This window comes from Enterococcus ureasiticus, assembly GCF_001730285.1.
GTDB lineage: Bacteria > Bacillota > Bacilli > Lactobacillales > Enterococcaceae > Enterococcus_L > Enterococcus_L ureasiticus.
Map to the genome: position 1 here is coordinate 322,469 of NZ_MIJZ01000016.1, position 18,699 is coordinate 341,167.

10 protein-coding genes are annotated in these 18,699 nt (G+C 35.1%); 1 reads left to right on the forward strand and 9 read right to left on the reverse strand.

What is annotated here, in order from left to right:
* Positions 1–15: 15 nt before the first annotated feature.
* From BCR21_RS15705 to BCR21_RS15725, 5 genes are all read right to left on the reverse strand, one after another.
* Complete coding sequence (locus BCR21_RS15705; RefSeq protein WP_069647400.1) at positions 16–822, reverse strand: WxL domain-containing protein; 807 nt, start codon at positions 820–822, stop codon at positions 16–18.
* A 3-nt stretch (positions 823–825) separates the two neighbouring features.
* Entirely contained in the window at positions 826–1,218 is a 393-nt protein-coding gene (locus BCR21_RS15710; protein WP_069647401.1) for an LPXTG cell wall anchor domain-containing protein, read from the reverse strand.
* A gap of 15 nt (positions 1,219–1,233) precedes the next feature.
* A complete protein-coding gene (locus BCR21_RS15715; RefSeq protein WP_069647402.1) occupies positions 1,234–4,362 on the reverse strand; it encodes an L-type lectin-domain containing protein in 3,129 nt (1,042 codons plus the stop codon).
* A 16-nt stretch (positions 4,363–4,378) separates the two neighbouring features.
* Positions 4,379–5,095 carry a winged helix-turn-helix domain-containing protein gene (locus BCR21_RS15720; RefSeq protein ID WP_069647403.1) on the reverse strand — a complete coding sequence of 239 codons (717 nt, stop codon included), beginning with the start codon at positions 5,093–5,095 and terminating at the stop codon, positions 4,379–4,381.
* A gap of 385 nt (positions 5,096–5,480) precedes the next feature.
* Positions 5,481–8,663, reverse strand: coding sequence for an L-type lectin family protein (locus tag BCR21_RS15725; RefSeq protein WP_069647404.1), 3,183 nt, complete (start codon positions 8,661–8,663; stop codon positions 5,481–5,483).
* A 411-nt stretch (positions 8,664–9,074) separates the two neighbouring features.
* Here BCR21_RS15725 and BCR21_RS15730 point away from each other — a divergent pair, with 411 nt between their 5' ends.
* Positions 9,075–10,553 carry a helix-turn-helix domain-containing protein gene (locus BCR21_RS15730; protein ID WP_240488105.1) on the forward strand — a complete coding sequence of 493 codons (1,479 nt, stop codon included), beginning with the start codon at positions 9,075–9,077 and terminating at the stop codon, positions 10,551–10,553.
* 16 nt (positions 10,554–10,569) lie between these two features.
* On the opposite strand, the gene BCR21_RS15735 is transcribed toward BCR21_RS15730, so the two are convergent.
* From BCR21_RS15735 to BCR21_RS15750, 4 genes are all read right to left on the reverse strand, one after another.
* A complete protein-coding gene (locus tag BCR21_RS15735) occupies positions 10,570–12,096 on the reverse strand; it encodes a helix-turn-helix domain-containing protein (RefSeq protein ID WP_069647406.1) in 1,527 nt (508 codons plus the stop codon).
* 366 nt (positions 12,097–12,462) lie between these two features.
* The gene (locus tag BCR21_RS15740; protein ID WP_069647407.1) at positions 12,463–15,468 is read right to left on the reverse strand and encodes a hypothetical protein; all 3,006 of its coding nucleotides are present in this window, start codon (positions 15,466–15,468) and stop codon (positions 12,463–12,465) included.
* 252 nt (positions 15,469–15,720) lie between these two features.
* The gene (locus BCR21_RS15745; RefSeq protein WP_069647408.1) at positions 15,721–17,415 is read right to left on the reverse strand and encodes an oleate hydratase; all 1,695 of its coding nucleotides are present in this window, start codon (positions 17,413–17,415) and stop codon (positions 15,721–15,723) included.
* 108 nt (positions 17,416–17,523) lie between these two features.
* Positions 17,524–18,099, reverse strand: coding sequence for a TetR/AcrR family transcriptional regulator (locus BCR21_RS15750; protein WP_069647409.1), 576 nt, complete (start codon positions 18,097–18,099; stop codon positions 17,524–17,526).
* Between the last annotated feature and the right edge of the window lie 600 nt (positions 18,100–18,699).

The window sequence follows — 18,699 nt, forward strand, 5'->3', positions numbered from 1 at the left end:
AGAATATGTTTTTATTTATGGCAACTCAGATATAATCCAAGTTAACACCGTTGAGTAAGTCCCTGGGTCTTTTTTAGTAGATCCTGGGATAGTTAGGCTAACCGCATCATTCATGTAAACGGCTTGGTTATCTAATGAAGGGTTTGTTACTGGTTTTCCTTCATTGTCCAATCTAGGATTCAAAGTGGAGTTCTGACCCACTTGATTATCAGGTGATGCACCAAAGATGATGCTCCATGTTCCTGTCCCCGTTCCTTTTTTTGCTTCTGCCAATGTGTACGTTTCACCGATATTATTCAAATGAATCACTTCTTTTGAGATATCTGGGGTCTGGCCCATACCATTAGAGGTATTGATCCAAGATTTATCTAAAGAGATGACAGCACCATTTAGTTGGCTGTTCTCTTTATTCTGATTTTTAAATTGTGTTTCTTGACGAACTTGTAATGTCCAACCGTTCGCATTCCCTCTGTAATCGGAGACTTGTATAAAGCTTCCTCGGGGAGCGATTTGCCCTTTAAAAAGAAGTGCATCAGCAGAATAACTAATATCTTTAGCCGAAATCTTATTGCTGTTAAACCCAAGATTAGGAACAAAATCGATACGTAATGGACCACTAGTCTTACCATAAGTCCCTTCTTGAAGGGGTAATTCTTCGCTTGGGTTTTCAGGATCCAATACACCGAGATTAGGGTCGGTTATTTTAAGATTTATATCCATATCGCCAGTAGCTGAATCTTCTTTTGCATCTGATATGACAGACATATTCAGTGATGCAGTTATGAGGATTAACGCTGCGGGCATCCAACATTTATTTTTCATTTGTTATTCTCCTTCCCCACCATTTTCATGTGCTGTTTTTCTTTTTTTAATAAGAAAGAAAATGAACACTGTGGCAATGAGAGCAAGTCCTCCAACTGATATACCAGCCTTCACTAAGTCACCAGTTGAAGGTAATCGTCCTTTAGGTTTTGTAGGAGTAGGTGCATCAGGGGTATTGGTTGCCCCTCCTGATGTTTTTGGTACTTCACGACTGTCGGATGTCTCACTTGGTTTAGAGTCGTTCGAAGAATCATCATCGAATAAGATAATTTCTCCTTGTGTCGGAGCTTCTCCTCCATCGGCAGCATTCATTTTTTCATTGCTTATTAGCAAAAATGCTCCAATCAAAACAAATGATAGTGTGAAATGAATCATCCAACCCTTTTTTTTCATCATTTCCCCTCCTCCTTATTATTTAGCATTCTCTAGCGTAATTTCTATCTCCGCATTATACCTTCCAAGAGAGCTTAGCTTTCCATCGGATATTTCAAGGAAAAAACCTTCTCCTTTTGACCATTCTTCACTCGTCACATCATAATCTTTTTCCGTATTTTTATGCTGAACGACCGCTCTACTACTGTCATTTAGAGCGACAACACCGTCCGCATTTTTATACTTGATTGCTTCTGGTAAAATAACATTTTCTTTTTCAGTGTGATGTAGTGGTGTTGTTACTTTAGCTTTCAGAGTCCATGGCTGTTTATCGGTTCGTGAATCAGAAACAACTAACGAGCCCTCAACTGACTGTGGTTGGAATTTAGATTTTTGTACGCTGCCTTCTACTACACCAAAGTCATACATAGATGGAGCTGACTTGAATTCCAGTAAACCGACATAATAATACTCAACTAAAGTAGTTCTACCATACTCCACCTCTACTTCTTTAGTCACAGGTAAATCTTCGGCAAGAATCGTTTTTTCATTATTAATGACTACCTTCGTCATCTTATACCCTGGCATATCTTTGGGATAAATCGTCACTTTCTCCCCTGCTGTAGCTTCTCTAGTATCATCTTGGTCAATGTATTCGATATCGTTATCTGTCTCTTCATAATAGAAAACATCAAGAATGGCTTTTCCAGGGTTGATTGTAAAGGATTTTACTGCTCCAGAATCGCCTGTAACCTCCGTACCACCGATACTTTCTCCTTTGAGTGTGTATGCTTGTTCGACTTTTACCGTTGTAGTCAATGGAGGGACCTTCTTTTTAGATTCAACCTCGTAGGTAACTTTATAGTCCGTCATTGGAGTTAAATCCCCTAAGTCGATAGTCAGTTTTCTATCTGTACCCAATTTAGCTTTACCAGCTGTAATGGGTTTATCATTCACTTTAACGGTGTCTAGATTCACATTCACGTTCTCAGGAAAGGCGTTAGTTGTCGTATAGACAACGTTAGTCAATAGTGATGGATCTTCAGCGGTATTTTTAATTTGAGAGGTGAAGGTTACTTTTTCACCTTCTAAAATACTCGGTTTAGAAATTGCTAAACTTGCAGACAATTTCGGTTTATTCTGATAATAGAAGATTACTTCTTTGGTATCGCCGTATATTCCTGTAACTGGAACGTTAGATGTTGGTTGTTCCACCCCATCAACTGTAACCTTACTTAATAAATAGTCTGGACTATCAAATTTAGGTATTGAGTAGGCTTCTCCAAGTTCACCAGTCACAGTTGGTGGATTGGTCACACCTGGTACTTCTACCCCGATTCCATCATCGATTAAATGTAGTACTTTCACCGTAGCGAAGCTTTGAATAATGGTAGCATTAACTTTTCTCTCAACTTTTTTCGTTCCTAGTCCGTAAGAAGCTCCTACTTTATAGACCCCAGGGAGAATAGGATTCGGCAATAATTTTATATCTAAATCCGCTAATTTATTATCCATTGTTGTTACAGCTCGGTCCGTATATGACCAGAGTTTCAAAGCAGATTTTTCTCTGATCATGGTGAGCAATTCTGATTCTGTTTTAGGATACTCTTTCTCGATGACACTAAAGTCTTGCCCATATATCAAGTAATCAGTTCCTAAAGCAACTTGAGTGTCTATGATAAACAACGGTATTGTTATATCTCGAGCATTCCCAACTTCATCCGTTAATGTTACATTAAAGCTGCTAGGTCCAACAGTTCCAACAATGGCAGCGAAGTTTTGTCCTTTTTTTACATCAATTTTTATCTTTTCTGTTGGTGATATATCGTCTTGATACTCTAGTAGAAAATCCCTATCATCAAGCGCATGTTCTATTGCAAAAGTATCTCCTTTATCTACAAATGTTACTTTTCCAATTCCAGTTGGCGCTTCAGTATCTTTTACATAATCTATATTGTAAGAACCTGATAGATTTGATATAAAATTCAATCCAGCTACTTCAGCATTTACGGGCAGTGTCATGTCCCCAGTAACATTAATATCTTTCACTTTAAACTTAATATCAACTTTACTATCAAGTAACGATAAATCTTTTCCTAATGGTACTGATAACGTATTGCCAACAACAGTTGGTGTGACAAGTTGATTATTTAAATAGAATGTATTTGTTTGATATTTTTGGTTTGGTGGTAATGTAAATTTAAATGTTGGCGTCAAGAAGTTTTGCTTTCCACTTATATATTTACCAGCATAATGAACAGTAACCTCAGAATCTTGTTTCGTACTTTCAACAACTTCTCCACCAGCATCTAAAAATTCTATAGATTCGTCATAGTTTACTAAACCTGGAACAGACTTAAAGGCAACGACAGCTTGTTCCATTGAAGCACCAGTAGAACCAGTAAAACCCCAGTAGACATTATCTGTTGCGAATGTATCTCTATTAATAGTAACTTTGACTGGACCCAAATCCCCATATTCATACGTCAACGTTCCATTTTTCGAAGCATCCCAAGATTCCCAGTCAAGTTTCAACAACCGCCACTTCCCATCTCCAAGTCTAAAGGATGGGTACTGAACGCCTGAATGGATCACGTTTCTTATTGCTCCCGTGCTACTAGAACGCGTATAAGTGCTAGCTTTATCTGGAAAGGCATAAGCTACATGACCTTTGTCATCATTTTTCGAGACATTCTCATCATAATTATCTCCGTTATGATAGGGATCGAATTCAATAGCGAAACTTTTTTTCAATTGATCTCCCCCAGGATCTACAATCCAATTATTACCTGATCCATACAATCTATCCGCATATATACCTAATCCCTTACCTTGATTCCCGCTAAAAGTGATCGTTTTTTCTGGGTGATTGTGCATGACAAAAACCACACCATCTGCATCACCATCAATATTAATATACATTTCAGAACGGAAATTTTTCGTCAAATCCATCTTGTTAGCTTCAGTTGAAAAGATAGCACCTACTTGGGTTGCCTTTTTTTCAGTTATGATCACGCTATTCCCATCAACCTTACTATTTGCACCACTTGGTGTAGCAAAGATACCATCCAATGGCACACTTTGCGGCGCGTCAATCGCATCTGCTGTCAGCGGCGCACAGCATACTAATATTCCCAAAACAACAATTATACTTTTTACGTTTTTCATTTGTACATATACTCCTCTACATTGCCAGCATATACCCCTTTGAACGAATTGTTTTGATATACTTAGGCTTAGTCGTATCTGTTTCTAATTTTTTTCTTAAATGAAAAATCAGATTGCTTACACGATACTGTTTGTTGCCTTCTTCACAGTTATTAAAATCATCCTTCCATACATTTTGATAAATCTCTTCATATGTAACAGCTTGACCAGTATGCTTAACTAAAAATGAAATTGTCTGAAACTCTAATTTAGTTAAGTTTATTTCGGACTCTCCTTCAAGCAAAACACTCAAGTTATTAGGAATCAATTCTAAAGAACTTTCAGAAATCTTCTGTTCAAAAATGGAATTTGGGTTACTTATTGGTAATTTTTCTTCTTTTACTCTCTTCAATATATTTGAAAGTTGCAAGATAAATTCTTCTTGTTCTTCTTCTTTATCCGTTACACCATCTGCACCTAATTGAAGGTAAATTAGTTTGCTTGTCTTAGAAAGATTCTCAGACAACACCCAAATTAGTCCTTTAACACTTTTTCTAAGTTCTAAGATTATCTCGCAGGTACTCTGCAAGCTGAGTTCTGAAGTTTCCTCAATTACTAAGGCATCCATCTGAGATGCTTTGGTAACCACCTCATCTTTGTCTAATGTATATACTTGATAAGTAGTTTTTTTTAGTCGCTGTACATATGTATTATTTTGGTGTTCACTAGCTGATATTATTCCTATGTTGTACATACTTACTTATCCTCTCTTTTAATTGATTATTTTCATATTTATCTTTCTGCTACATTCCTAATTATATATTTTATATCTCATTATTTTTTTCGGATATTACGTTTTTTTCCGCAAATATTGAAATTTTTTTCGATATATCTAGATATATTCAGCGTTTTACGTTCTATTTAAATCATTCGTTTTTTTATAATAAAAAAACTTTTCTACTCTATATTTTTTAGTTTTATTATTATTTTTCTCTTTTTATAGCATAATTACATACACGAGTATAGTGTCCTTCAAAGATGAAACATGTGTTATTGCATCACCTTTGAAGGAATTATTTACTCGATTTCCAGAAAACTCTACTTTAAAAATAAAATATTTTCTTGATTATTTTATTGCGTCATTTTGCATTTTCTAGCGTGATTTCTATCTCTGCCTGATACTTTCCATGAGATTTTAATTCACCAGCAGAAAACTCAAGGAAAAACCCTTCTCCTTTTGTCCAACGCTCCTTCGTAACATCATACTCTTTGGACGTGTTTTGTTGCTGAATGATTGCTCTACTACTGTCATTTAGAGCGACAACATCATCCACATTTTTATACTTGATTGCTTCTGGTAAAATAAGATTTTCTTTTTCAGTGTGATGTAGCGGCGTTGTTACTTTAGCTTTCAGAGTCCATGGTTGTTTATCGGTTCGTGAGTCAGAAACAATTAACGAGCCCTCAACTGACTGTGGTTGGAATTTAGATTTTTGTATGCTGCCTTCTACTACCCCAAAATCATACATGGTTGGAGCTGACTTGAATTCCAGTAAACCGACATAATAATACTCAACTAAAGTAGCTTTACCATACTCCACCTCTACTTCTTTAGTCACAGGTAAATCTTCGGCAAGAATCGTTTTTTCATTATTAATGACTACCTTCGTCATCCTATACCCTGGCATATCTTTGGGATAAATCGTCACTTTCTCCCCTGCTGTAGCTTCTCTAGTATCATCTTGGTCAATGTATTCGATATCGTTATCTGTCTCTTCATAATAGAAAACATCAAGAATGGCTTTTCCAGGGTTGATTGTAAAGGATTTTACTGCTCCAGAATCGCCTGTAACCTCCGTACCACCGATACTTTCTCCTTTGAGTGTGTATGCTTGTTCGACTTTTACCGTTGTAGTCAATGGAGGGACCTTCTTTTTAGATTCAACCTCGTAGGTAACTTTATAGTCCGTCATTGGAGTTAAATCCCCTAAGTCGATAGTCAGTTTTCTATCTGTACCCAATTTAGCTTTACCAGCTGTAATGGGTTTATCATTCACTTTAACGGTGTCTAGATTCACATTCACGTTCTCAGGAAAGGCGTTAGTTGTCGTATAGACAACGTTAGTCAATAGTGATGGATCTTCAGCGGTATTTTTAATTTGAGAGGTGAAGGTTACTTTTTCACCTTCTAAAATACTCGGTTTAGAAATTGCTAAACTTGCAGACAATTTCGGTTTATTCTGATAATAGAAGATTACTTCTTTGGTATCGCCGTATATTCCTGTAACTGGAACGTTAGATGTTGGTTGTTCCACTCCATCAACTGTAACCTTACTTAATAAATAATCTGGACTATCAAATTTAGGTATTGAGTAGGCTTCTCCAAATTCACCTGTCACAGTTGGTGGATTGGTCACACCTGGTACTTCTATTCCGATTCCACCATCGATTAAATGTAGTACTTTCACCGTAGCGAAGCTTTGACTAATCGTAATATTGATTTTTTTCTCTACTTTTGCTGTACTTTGTCCATAAGAAACAGTCACTTCGTATACGCCAGAAGCAACTGGACTCGGCAACTTCTCTAACGTTACATCCGCTAATTTATTATCCATTACGGTTACGGCCTGTTCCGTATAAGACCACAGTTTCAAACCAGATTTTTCTCTAATCATGGTGAGAAGTGCGGCTTCTGTTTTAGGATACTCTTTCTCGGTAACACTAAAATCTTCTCCATATATCAAGTACTGGCTGCTTTTAGCGACCTGACTATTTTGGATAAACAAAGGGACTGTTACAGTTTGGAAATTACCCGCTTCATCCGTCAATATCACATCGAAACTACTAGGTCCTAAGGAACCCACAATAGTAGCGAAGTCTTGCCCTTTTTTCAAAGTAACCTTAATTTTATCTTTTGGAGTGACATTATCCTGATAGCTTGTTAAGAAGCTCTTATAATCCAGTGCTTTCTCCAAAACATCCGTGTCACCTTTATCTACAAATGTTAATTTTCCTGTTCCAGTTGGTGCTGTATTGTCTGTTGTATACTTTATGTTATAAGAGGTTGATGCATCTGATATGAAATTATCACCCGCCAAATTCATATTTACTGGCAACTCAGTATCTGCAGTTATACCGCTATCTTTTACGTTAAACTTGATATCAATTTCACTGTCTTGCAACGTTAGATTTTTTTTCAAAGGGATACTTATATCATTCCCACTAATTGTGGGTGTAACGGGTTGGTTGTTTAAATAAAAGGTTCCCGTCTGATATTTTTGTTTTGGTGATAATGTAAACTTGTATGTTGGATTCAACAAATCTTGTTTACCACCTGAATACTTACCTTTGTATTGAATGGTTACCTCAGAGTTTTGTTTCGTGCTTTCTATAACATCTCCATTTTTGTTTAAAATTTCTAATTGATCATCATAGTACACTAATCCAGGAACTGTCTTGAACATGGCTTTAGATTCAAGAATAGTCGTAAGTTCATCATGCTTATCTCCAGTAGTAGCAGTAAAGCCCCAATAGACATTGTCAGTGCCAAATGTATCTCTATTTATAGTAGCTGTAACAGGTGGCATATCTCCATACTGATATGTTAATTTCCCATTATTTGAAGCATCCCACGATTTCCATTTGACCTTCAACACTCGCCATTTTCCATCTCCGAAATACCATGTGTGTAATGGTGGGTTGGCCACATTCAAATGGTTTACATATCTAACTTCAGGGCCTATTGGATTCTTCCCATCGTCATTAGAATAGGTAGACGTCTTGTCGGGGAAAGTATGTGCCATATGCCCCACATTAAGTGCCCAGCCTTCTTTTTGATCAAGCCCAGTACCTTGCCATAAAATATCCATCTCTATTGCAAAACTTTTCTTTAATTGCGGGCCATTAGGATCAAGCTTCCATTTACCATTTTCATTAATGAATTTGTCTCCATAAATGCCCAGTGATGGTCCCCACAGACCTGAAAATTGCTTAATCGATGCAGGGTCATTATGCAGGACAAATGTCACCCCTTCTCCACGTCCCCACATATAAACATACATTTCAGAGTAGAAGTCTCTTCTTAAATCTAGCTTATTCTCCTCATTGGAAAATATTGCACCGGCTTGATTTTTTTTTTCAAAGTTTTCACCAAAGGATGTTAATTTTACTTCACCATTTTCAACTATAGTATCTGAACCATCCGGTATACTTAAAATATCCGTCAAAGGAATCCCTTTTGGATCCACAAATGTTTGATCTGCTTTAGCAGTTACCGGTGTTAAAAACAATGCTAACCCAGCAAATAATAGTATTTTTTTCATTTTTCTCTCCCAACTTACTTGCGTTTTTTATGTTACCAATACATACTCCGTAAGAAAATGCTGCTTAACTATAATATCCTAGCATTACTTCTAAAGTAATTTGTTGCCAAACTAGTTATTCTTCCCTCTCTTCACCAATTAAGTAGCATTTATTTAGACTTCACTCCTTAATTAGAGTTGACTTCCAACTAGATAACCAACTTAATTATATATTTTATATATATTTTCCATTCCCTAAATTTCCTTTTTTTTCGGAAAAAATTGAAAAATAATTTTAAAAAAAGAGCGTCCAGCTATTTTTTTTAACTTTTATGTAGTTTCGTGTTATATTTCTATTAGATGAATTTGTGTACATTTTCGTTTTCTACTTAGCTAAAAAAAGGAGTACTTTTCTATATGAATAAGAAGTTTATGAAAAAAAATGAAGCGAATAAATTTGATTTATTTAAAAAAATTCTTTTTAGTGAGAATGGTATCCGAATACAAGAAATCATTCCTCAGTGCAATGATTCTAAAAGTACCCTCTATCGATACGTTCAACAGATAAATGAAGACCTTGCGCTTGCATTCCCAGAAGAAACGCTCACAATCCAGCAAACAAAATCACTATTGTATGTTTCCATTCCAGAAACAATGAGTTTTGCCTATGTCATTGATTTTTTAAGATTCTACTATATTACCGTGTCTCCTGAATATGCTGTTTTTTCTGCTGCAGCAGATAAAAATTTTAGTTCTTCGGAATCCCTTGCCCAAAGCATTAACCTAAGTCCATCGTATACTTATAAAAACATAAAATCTTTAAATGCATTACTAAAACCTTTTAAAATAAAGACCGCATTTGGTGACCCTAGCAAAAAAACAAATATTTATGGTGCCGAATCTGACATTCGTTTTTTATTATTTTTTGCTTATTGGGATATTCTTAAAGGCTTAGTTTGGCCATTCAACCGATCTCCTAAGCATTTCAAAAATTTACCAATTCCGATCTCGACTGCTTTATCACCGTCGCAACATACTCGACTTCGCTATTTCCAAAATATTACCTATTGGCGAATCTTATACTTACAAGAACAAGTATCAATTGATGAAGATTTCCTTACTTATTTGATGATTTTGAATGAAGTAAATCCAACAGTATTCACTTTAGATTTGAAAAGCACCTTATCTCCTGATGAAATTATGACAGAGCAAGCTTACTTTAGTTTTTTGGCAAGATTTTTTATAGCTGACATTGATACAAAAGAGATGAAAAAGCGAACCGCCCAGTTGTTCATTGAATCTAATTTACCATTAGCTAACAGCGGTCAACATCTGCTTACGTTATTGAAAGAAAAATATAATTTAGTAATAGATGAAGATGATTATCTTATTTTCTTTTACGATTTAATGATTGCTTTTCTTTACGTAAAATATATTGGTATCGATCATGACTCTATTTCAGAATACGAAAAACATCTATCCTTACTGGATGTCGAAAAGAAATATTTTTATACAATGGAACAGGAACTTAATACACTGATTCGCTCTTTCGGAAAAAATGAAGACAGTCTTAAAATAGATTTACCAGATAACTTAGTGAATTATATGACCAACGTACTCTTCTGTATTGTAGATAGCTCTAAAAAAATCCAACCTTTAACTATCTTTTGTCAATATTCTAAAAATTTTTATACCGTTAATGAAATTAAAAGTAATCTGTTGACTATCTTCGGTAGTAAAGTTATCCGTTATGCAGAAACGATCCATGAGGCTGATCTGGTGATTTCGGATTGTTATGAAGGTCCTATTGATAATGAAAAATTCTTCTATTTTGATAATGCTTTTGATCGACACACTTGGCGAGCACTCTTTGCTTTTGTGAATTCTAAACTATATAATGTTACGTTTTAAAAGTACAAGTTTTCCATCAAATTTTAATTAACTTAGGCACGACGGTTCGTTTATTGTATTTTTTAAAAACTTCTTTTTTCACTCCATTAACAGCTTTTTTGAAATCGCAAAAATCTGAGAAGGAATTTACATACACCACTTTTGTATCTACTGTTGTCTCTGGTAGTGGAACATCCGTAAGTAGTATATCTGGTTTATCACGGAAGTCTGATACTAATTTTATTTGATCAGAGAACATTAAAGATATTTTGTTGATAATGATTGTTTCTTCAAATATTTTAGAATTTTGAACCATTACTTTTACAGATGGATAGGTATATTCTTGAATTTCATTTAATAGCATATATACTACTAGGTAAATATATTCAATAAATTTAGTTTTGTTTGTATTTTTTTTCATTTCAAGCCACAACAGTTTATACTCAGTAGATAGTAGTAATTCATCAATAATGGTTTTAATCTGCTCATTTATTTTTAGTTCTGCTTCATCCTTATAATAGAAGTTTTCTGAATCATAAACATATTTGAACACATCTATATTAATGTAACAGGTAGATAAAACTAAGTGCATTTTGTCTATTTCTTGTCTCACTCTAAGAAATAATCTGGACGAGTCATTAATAGCATTTGGAAAAAATGTATCGATGACTTTTCCCGTTAATATGTTGCTCGCACTAATGAACGAAAAATTGTCCTCATTAAAATAAGAAAGATATTGATCATATTGGATTTTTTCTGTAACTATATCTTCTTTATACATAAAAAATTGAATAAAGCTTAGTTCTTGCCAGACTTGATCCAATGATCGGTTTTTTCTGGAACGAAAATAATCAAGCAAAACTTCCTTATACTCGAAGTCAGATTCTTTGGCCAATTGCATTAAGACCCCAGTGTCACAATTGTGTTTTCTAGAAGAACGTATGTTACTCATAAAGATTAACAAACAGATTTTTCTTTGTTTTACTTCATTTAGTAAAGACCATTTTTTAACGTATTTAAAAATATACGCTTCAATTTCTCTGTACTCTTCCATTTTAAATACCCATTCATTTGATACTTGAGAAAAAAACAAAAAGAAAAAATTTCTTATTTTTAATTCATCACCATAAATTTTATTATTTCGAGATAATTTTAAATCAAATTTTTTTAACAATAAGGCTAATTTTTGACGGTAGCGCGAAAATGTTGATGGACTCATATATTCCTGTTCACAAAACTTCTTTACATCCACTTTTTCATATAAAAAAATATTATAAATAATTTTATATAGAATTGATTCTTTTAAGTATCCTGATGCAATCGTCATTAAATCTAGATTTTCTGCAAATATTCCTTTAATTGTTTTATTTGCATAAAAGATTTGGAATTGCTCAGATGAAAAAGAAAATTCTTGCTCAAATTGTCGAATAATTTGTAAGACTGTTTTTTCAGAAAGATCTATACTCTCAGATATTTCTTTTACACTAACAACATTTTCTTTATTGTCTATGTAGCTTAGCACTTTCAATTTTCTATCATAAGTTTCATCTAAAAATACTCTCATTATTGCCTCCTAAACAAATTACATCTCAGTTCTTCTCCTAAAATAACTCCATTTTATAAATATATCGTTTATATTCTCTTTTAAATCTCTTTTTTTACTTTTTTTTCGTTAATTTTTGAAATTGTTTTTATTGACAAGAGTTATTATGCAAGATTTTTCCTGTTTTTTTTACTCTTTTTTAGAATTTTTTTTATCAAAAAAAGATAAAAATTATAAACATTGATCTACCCTTCTTTTAGTGCTTTTTTCACAAACTAATATTTTCTCTTATTTTTTTACTTTAATTCCAAAAAAAAGTGACTAATACACGACTGAAATAGTCATATATTAGTCACTTGGAGTTCGACCGAAAAAATGTTTTTTTATTTACTTAGCATCTTCCAGTGTAAACTCTAATTCTCCATGATATTTTCCTAAGGCTTTTACAGAACCTGAAGGAAAATCAAGGATAAATCCTTCTTCGTCTTTATTCCATTTTTCCTTTGTCAGATCATACTCATTTTTGGTGTTATCTTTACGTTGGAAGATCATTGTATCCATTTCATTTAAAACTAATTCATCGCTGCCATTATTATATTTGATAACATCAGGTATAATTATCCCGTCGGCATTTTTCAAGGGATTGGTGACTTTAACCTTCAAAGACCATCCAGATTTTTCATTACGCATATCAGAAACTACTAAATTGGAACCTTTGATTTCTGGTTTGAAACGTTTCCTGTTTACTCCGGCGTATTGAATACCAAAGTCAAATGAAGTTGGAACTGTCTTGAAACTTAATCTTCCGCTATAGTAGAACTTTACTTGTTCCACCTTGCCATACTCCACTTGGAATGGTTTTGTCGGAAGAGGTGTCTGCTGAACAGAATCAAAGTAAAGTTGAGTCAGCTCGTAACCTTCAATTACTTCACTTGAAACATCTGGTGTTAAATCTCCAATTATTCCCAATGGAAGTGTCACTTTTTCTCTTAGCGGTAGTTCTGTTCCAGCCTCCAAAAAGAGAATTTCTACAGAAGCAATTCTTGGTTTAATTGTAAATGACTGAAGATTTGACTTACTTTCTACTAAAATTGTATCCGCAGTTTGCCCACTTAATTTATAGGATTGCTCCACATTTATTGGTGTTTTGATTGGTGGTGTCCCATTTTCTGAAACAACATTATACGTTAGTTTCATTTCAGTTTGTTCTTTCACCATTCCCAATTCTATTTTAAGCTTCCTGTCTACGCCAAACTCAACCTTATCAGGTATAACAGCAACACCATCAGCGACTAGCTTCACTGAACTAGTATCTACTGACACATTCTTCGGAAATGCATTTGTTGTCTCATAAATAACCTTATCCCATAATGAATGTGTTGAAGTATTCTTGAATGTGGAGGTAAATAAAACGGTTCCTCCTTCATCAATTTCTGGTTTATCAATGGTTAAGTCAGCTGATATAACTGGTTTATTATGGGGACCTATAGACCAAATCTCCTCTTTAGATAATCCGCCACGCACATCTTCTGCCCAAACCGCTAGTTCGTGACTGCTACTTCCTAGCTCCGTTGCAGGAATTTCTTTACTAAAGTTTATCTCTGTATTTACTGGCGTATTCGCTAAATCTTTCCCGATTAGTTTTCGAGGTCCGTTATCAAGTGAATAGTACAGGGAGACGGTCTCACCTTCTGATTCCTTCCAAGTCCCATTTATTGTATATCCTGAACCCGTAAAGAACCAACTAGGCTTTTCAACTGTGATTACTGGTTTCAAATTGTAGATCAACGTTTGACGCAGCGGTACTGAAATAGCATCAGTACCAGTATCTCTTGCTCTAACATAGATATCTTGCGTAACGCCTTGCTGAAGTTTTTCTTCAGGTATTTCGAATGACCATGGGACTTCTTCCCCCGGTTTATTTAAAACCTTCGTAGCGTCAGTATAGGGACCTGATTCTTTAAACGAATACTGTAGGCTAAATTCTTTACTATTTTCACTATATTGCAAGACATGCCCTGTAACAGTATGAGGGCCTCCTTCATAAGAAACTTCGTTTTCATCCAACATTATTTCTGGTCTAAGTGATATCACCCCAGAAGGTCCTAGATTGAAACTATATACAGTGGATTCGTTTGGTGCTAAGTCTTTTGGTGTATTTTTAACATATAAACCCGTGGTATATGGCTTAGTAAATCCGTTTTCTTTATAACTGTCTTCTGAATAGGCTATTTCTCCGTACGCAGCATTATTTTTTTCTTGTCCACTAGAATTTGGACCACTGAAGCTGGTATATTTGGGATCGAAAAATTGTTCTGGGTGTCCCAATTCAGTAATTTGTCCTGCCGACCAGTTATCAGGCCTAGATGGTGAGTCAAAAGAAAATCGTGTTGCGACATCCGAGTCTGGATCCTGATTTTGACTATAAAAAATTAGCCCTCTATTCCCACCAATATATTTTACAGGGCGCTTGTTCGTTGGGTACATACTTTCAGGAATATTTTTAAAGGCAATACTATATCGACCACCTATAGAAAATCCAGTCAGTGTCTCTTCTCCGATATTCGTTACTCGAATTCCAGTGATTACGCTACCAGCAGTGTTTGAGTCCATTCCTATTAGATATTCTACTCTCAAATAGTAATCAAATGCATTTTCAGAATGTGCATCAGGATTATTTCTTACATTGTATACGATTTTTGACCAAAGAAATCTAACAGGAATTTCATTTGGAGCCATTATGCCATACCAGCTTGCACCCGGTTCTATAAGTGATGGTGGCGTTTCAGGATCTTTTTCCCCTCCTAGCCCATACATGTTAAGAACATCAATTACTTTAGTGCCTGACTCAGATGTCTGAGAAATAATGAGCGGCGACATTGTTTCAAAGTCATCTCTTTGCCATTCAGGACCTTCATTCTGTTCAACCCCTCTGTATATGGGACCTTGAGGGTTTTTATTAAAGCCAATTCCGACTTTACTCATTATCAGACTCACATTAGGCTTATAACTGCGATATGTTGCGTAATATGGTTTATCGGGAGCTGAGTTTGCTGTATGAAACCTGTCCGACTGTTCTGCTACTCTTCCATATCCACCAGTTAAGATCGCTTTGTCGGAAATACTACGTACTATATCCTTTTTAGACCTCCCTACCCAATCAAGACTGTCTAATTGTTCAGTAAATACATCTCTTCTATAACTTGAGCTTGCTTTATTTTTAGGACCTTGCACTTTTTTTATTGTAGAATTCGTCTCTTTTGGTATCTCTTTTACGCTGACATCTTGATTGATTTTTTCTTTAGCTTTTATAGCAGTACTTTGTGAGTATGTATATAAAAATCCTGATAAAATTATACATCCAGTAAAAAATATTCTTATTTTATTCTTCATATCATAATACTCCCATTTCAATTTTTATTTACTGTAATCAATATATTTTTTGCATTTGTATGCGTACAATCTATTTTAATTATATAGTAATTTTTTCAATAACATAGACATTATAACGCCATTTTTTACTTATTATAAGAACTATTTTGAAAAAACTAAAAAACGCACAATACGTATTGTGCGGTTTTCATGAAATCCCCGAAGGTCTTGTTTTTCTATTAACTTTTCTTAGCTTTCCTATGACAATAATTCTTACCTAAACATGGTTTGCGCAGCTTTTGCTAAAACTTTTGGATCACGATTATATGGTGTCACAGGAGCAATTTCTTTATTAATGTCGAATAGTTTATAAACAGCAATTCTAGCCGCACGTACAGAGTACTCTTCTGTAAAAACCATATCTTTAGGTATTTCCACAAATTGGCTGACCATCGCAAAATTAGTACTGTTTTCAGGAACAACTTGAGGACGATGCGTCATTTTACGCGGTTGGAACTGAGCATCGATATAAGGCATATAAGCAGGGATCACATTCACAACATCTTTAATTATTTCATCCCAATCCGCTTGCCAACCCATTTGACAGATCCATTCATATAAAATTTCTTCACCTGTACAATCACGCATTGGTTTTTTCACATAATCACCGACTTTATCTGTATAAATACCGTAGCCCCAGAAAATAGTGGTATCCGGATCTTGATTTTTAAAATGAGGTTGTGCTGCAACAACAGTACTCATCAGCCAGCTTGAATCTTTTAAGGTCATCAAAGCACCTGAACCTGGAATATTACCTGAAAATTCTTCGATTCGTTTTAACAATTTATCACCGTGGCACGTTACTGTGAAACTTTCCCAATTGGTTTGCGTTTCATTGCCAAAGAATGGTTCGGGATTCCCTAGTCCAACTTTTTTCTTTGCAATATTACGCCAAAGTCTAGCAGAACGTGATTCTTCTGTAACCGCCGGTGCAGGAGTGCTCCAGTCACCTTCTGTAGAGCTGTCGGTCATCGTTCCATTGGTCATGATCACGATATCTTCTTCACTCAACTCGATTGTTTCACCATTGCCAAGTTTCATCGCCGTTACAGTGATTTCAGATCCTGGTTTGAAATCTAAATCGACGACATCCTCATTTAAAGTAAAGTCTACTCCATGTTTTTCTAAAAATGATTTCAACGGTAGAATTACACTATCGTACTGATTCAAGGCTGTTCGCGTTACGCCTTCTAAGGTATCGATGCGAGAAAATTCTAAAATCATTCGGTTCATATAACGGCGCAATTCAAACACACTACTCCACTTTTGGAAAGCAAAGGTTGTTTGCCACATATACCAGAAGTTTGTTTCAAAAAAATGCGGACCAAACCATTCCTCGATGGTTACATCATCCAAGCTTTCTTCAGAAGCGGCTAATAATTTTGTCATCGCTAGACGATCTTCATTATCAAAGCCCATTGTATGTGCATCAAGGATTTCTTGGTCTTTTGTGACCAAGCGCGCTTGTGCATGGGTAGGGTGTAAGTGATCAAAATTTAGAATTTCTTCTGTTACGCTGTGATTTGGCCACTCAAGAGAAGGGATGCTATTGAATAATTCCCAAAAATTTTCATAGGTTTCTTCATTTAACATCCGGCCGCCACGTGCGACAAAGCCTTTTTCATTTGTACCGATTCCGTCATTGCTTCCGCCGAGAATTTTCATACCTTCGATCACATGGATATTTTTACCACTGAAATTTGCATCACGAATCAAGTAAGCTGCTGCTGCCATAGTCGCAATGCCGCCACCGATAAGGTAGACCTGTTTGTCTCCGTAATATCGGCTGTTGATTTCTTCTTCTATTTCAGCTACTTTTTCTACTTTCTTTTCAGCAGCTACTTTTTTAGCAAGATAAGCTGCACCTAATGCTCCTGCTGTGGCTAATCCAATATGTCTTTTTTTCATGAAAATCCCCCCGATTCAATTTATGAATCTAGCGTACAATGATTCCATGTAAATGTCTTGTGATAGCATTACCATTCCGTCTTCTTTTTAGACACTATGGACAATTTGTCACAATAGTTCATTTTCTTGCGCATATAGACGATAAGAGAAAAATTCAGTGTCTTTTGCTAAACGGAATAGCTGTGTGGCGATTTCTAGCGGTGATTCTTTATAACCGCCGAGAATCCAATCAATCAAGACACCACTGCATCCGTATGAAAAAAAACGTGCATAAAATATTTTATCTTCTGGAAGTAGCTGGTTTTCTTTGTCCATTTGATCGAATAAATTAATGAAGAGTTTATTGGTGATCGCTGAAAAACATTTCCTTAAGATATCTGAATCTGAAGTGACTGTATTATAGTAGAAATCACTTTTGGATTGGATCGCTTTTAACATTTTTAAAGCTTGTTCTTCCCAATTATCGATGCTGACATCTGGTGAATCTAGGTAAATCAATGCATCATGGGTATAGATCCAGCGTAAGAGATCTTGTTTGTCGGTAAAGTGATAGTAGAAGGTTTGGCGGTTTAGGCCAACTTCTTTTGTGATATCTTGAACGCTGATTTTACTGAATAGTTTTCGATCACATAATTCGATCAATGCGGATGAAATTGCCTTTTTGGTTATTTGTGCTTCGCTCATGGTTTTTGCCTCGCTTTTTTTAGTTAGGTACATCATACCAAAAAATCGGGAGGAAATATAAGGTTTTGAGAGATTTTTAGGGATTGTTAATGGTTGGTGACGTGGCGGTATTCATTTTTTCCTCACCTATTTATTATGAAATGATAACGACAATAACGTATTTTTCGTTCGAATTTTTAGCGGAACGTAGTTTAAATAAAGCTTGATTTTTCCTAAATATCTTACTAAAATAATAACAGAGAACCAGTCGCCTTGGATCATCTTCTTCACTTGAATGCTATGTTATTCTGGTAGATAGCATCCCATTATATGATCATTGAGGCTCCGTGAGAGGACGTCCAATCTTCTAGTAGAGTGCCTTTTTATTTTCGTTCTATTTCTTATATTCTAAGTTAAAAACAAGCGTGATTTCTGTACATATAATAGTAAGAAAAAAATGATTGAGAGAAAAATTTCTCCCAATCATTTTTTTCTTTTTGGATTTACTTTAAGGCGTTGTTTCTACTTGCCATAAAATAGAGGCCGTGTATTTTCCTGTTTGATAGACTTTGTGGGAATACACGCTTAATTCTAATCCTGTTTTATTGTTTGTCCATTTTT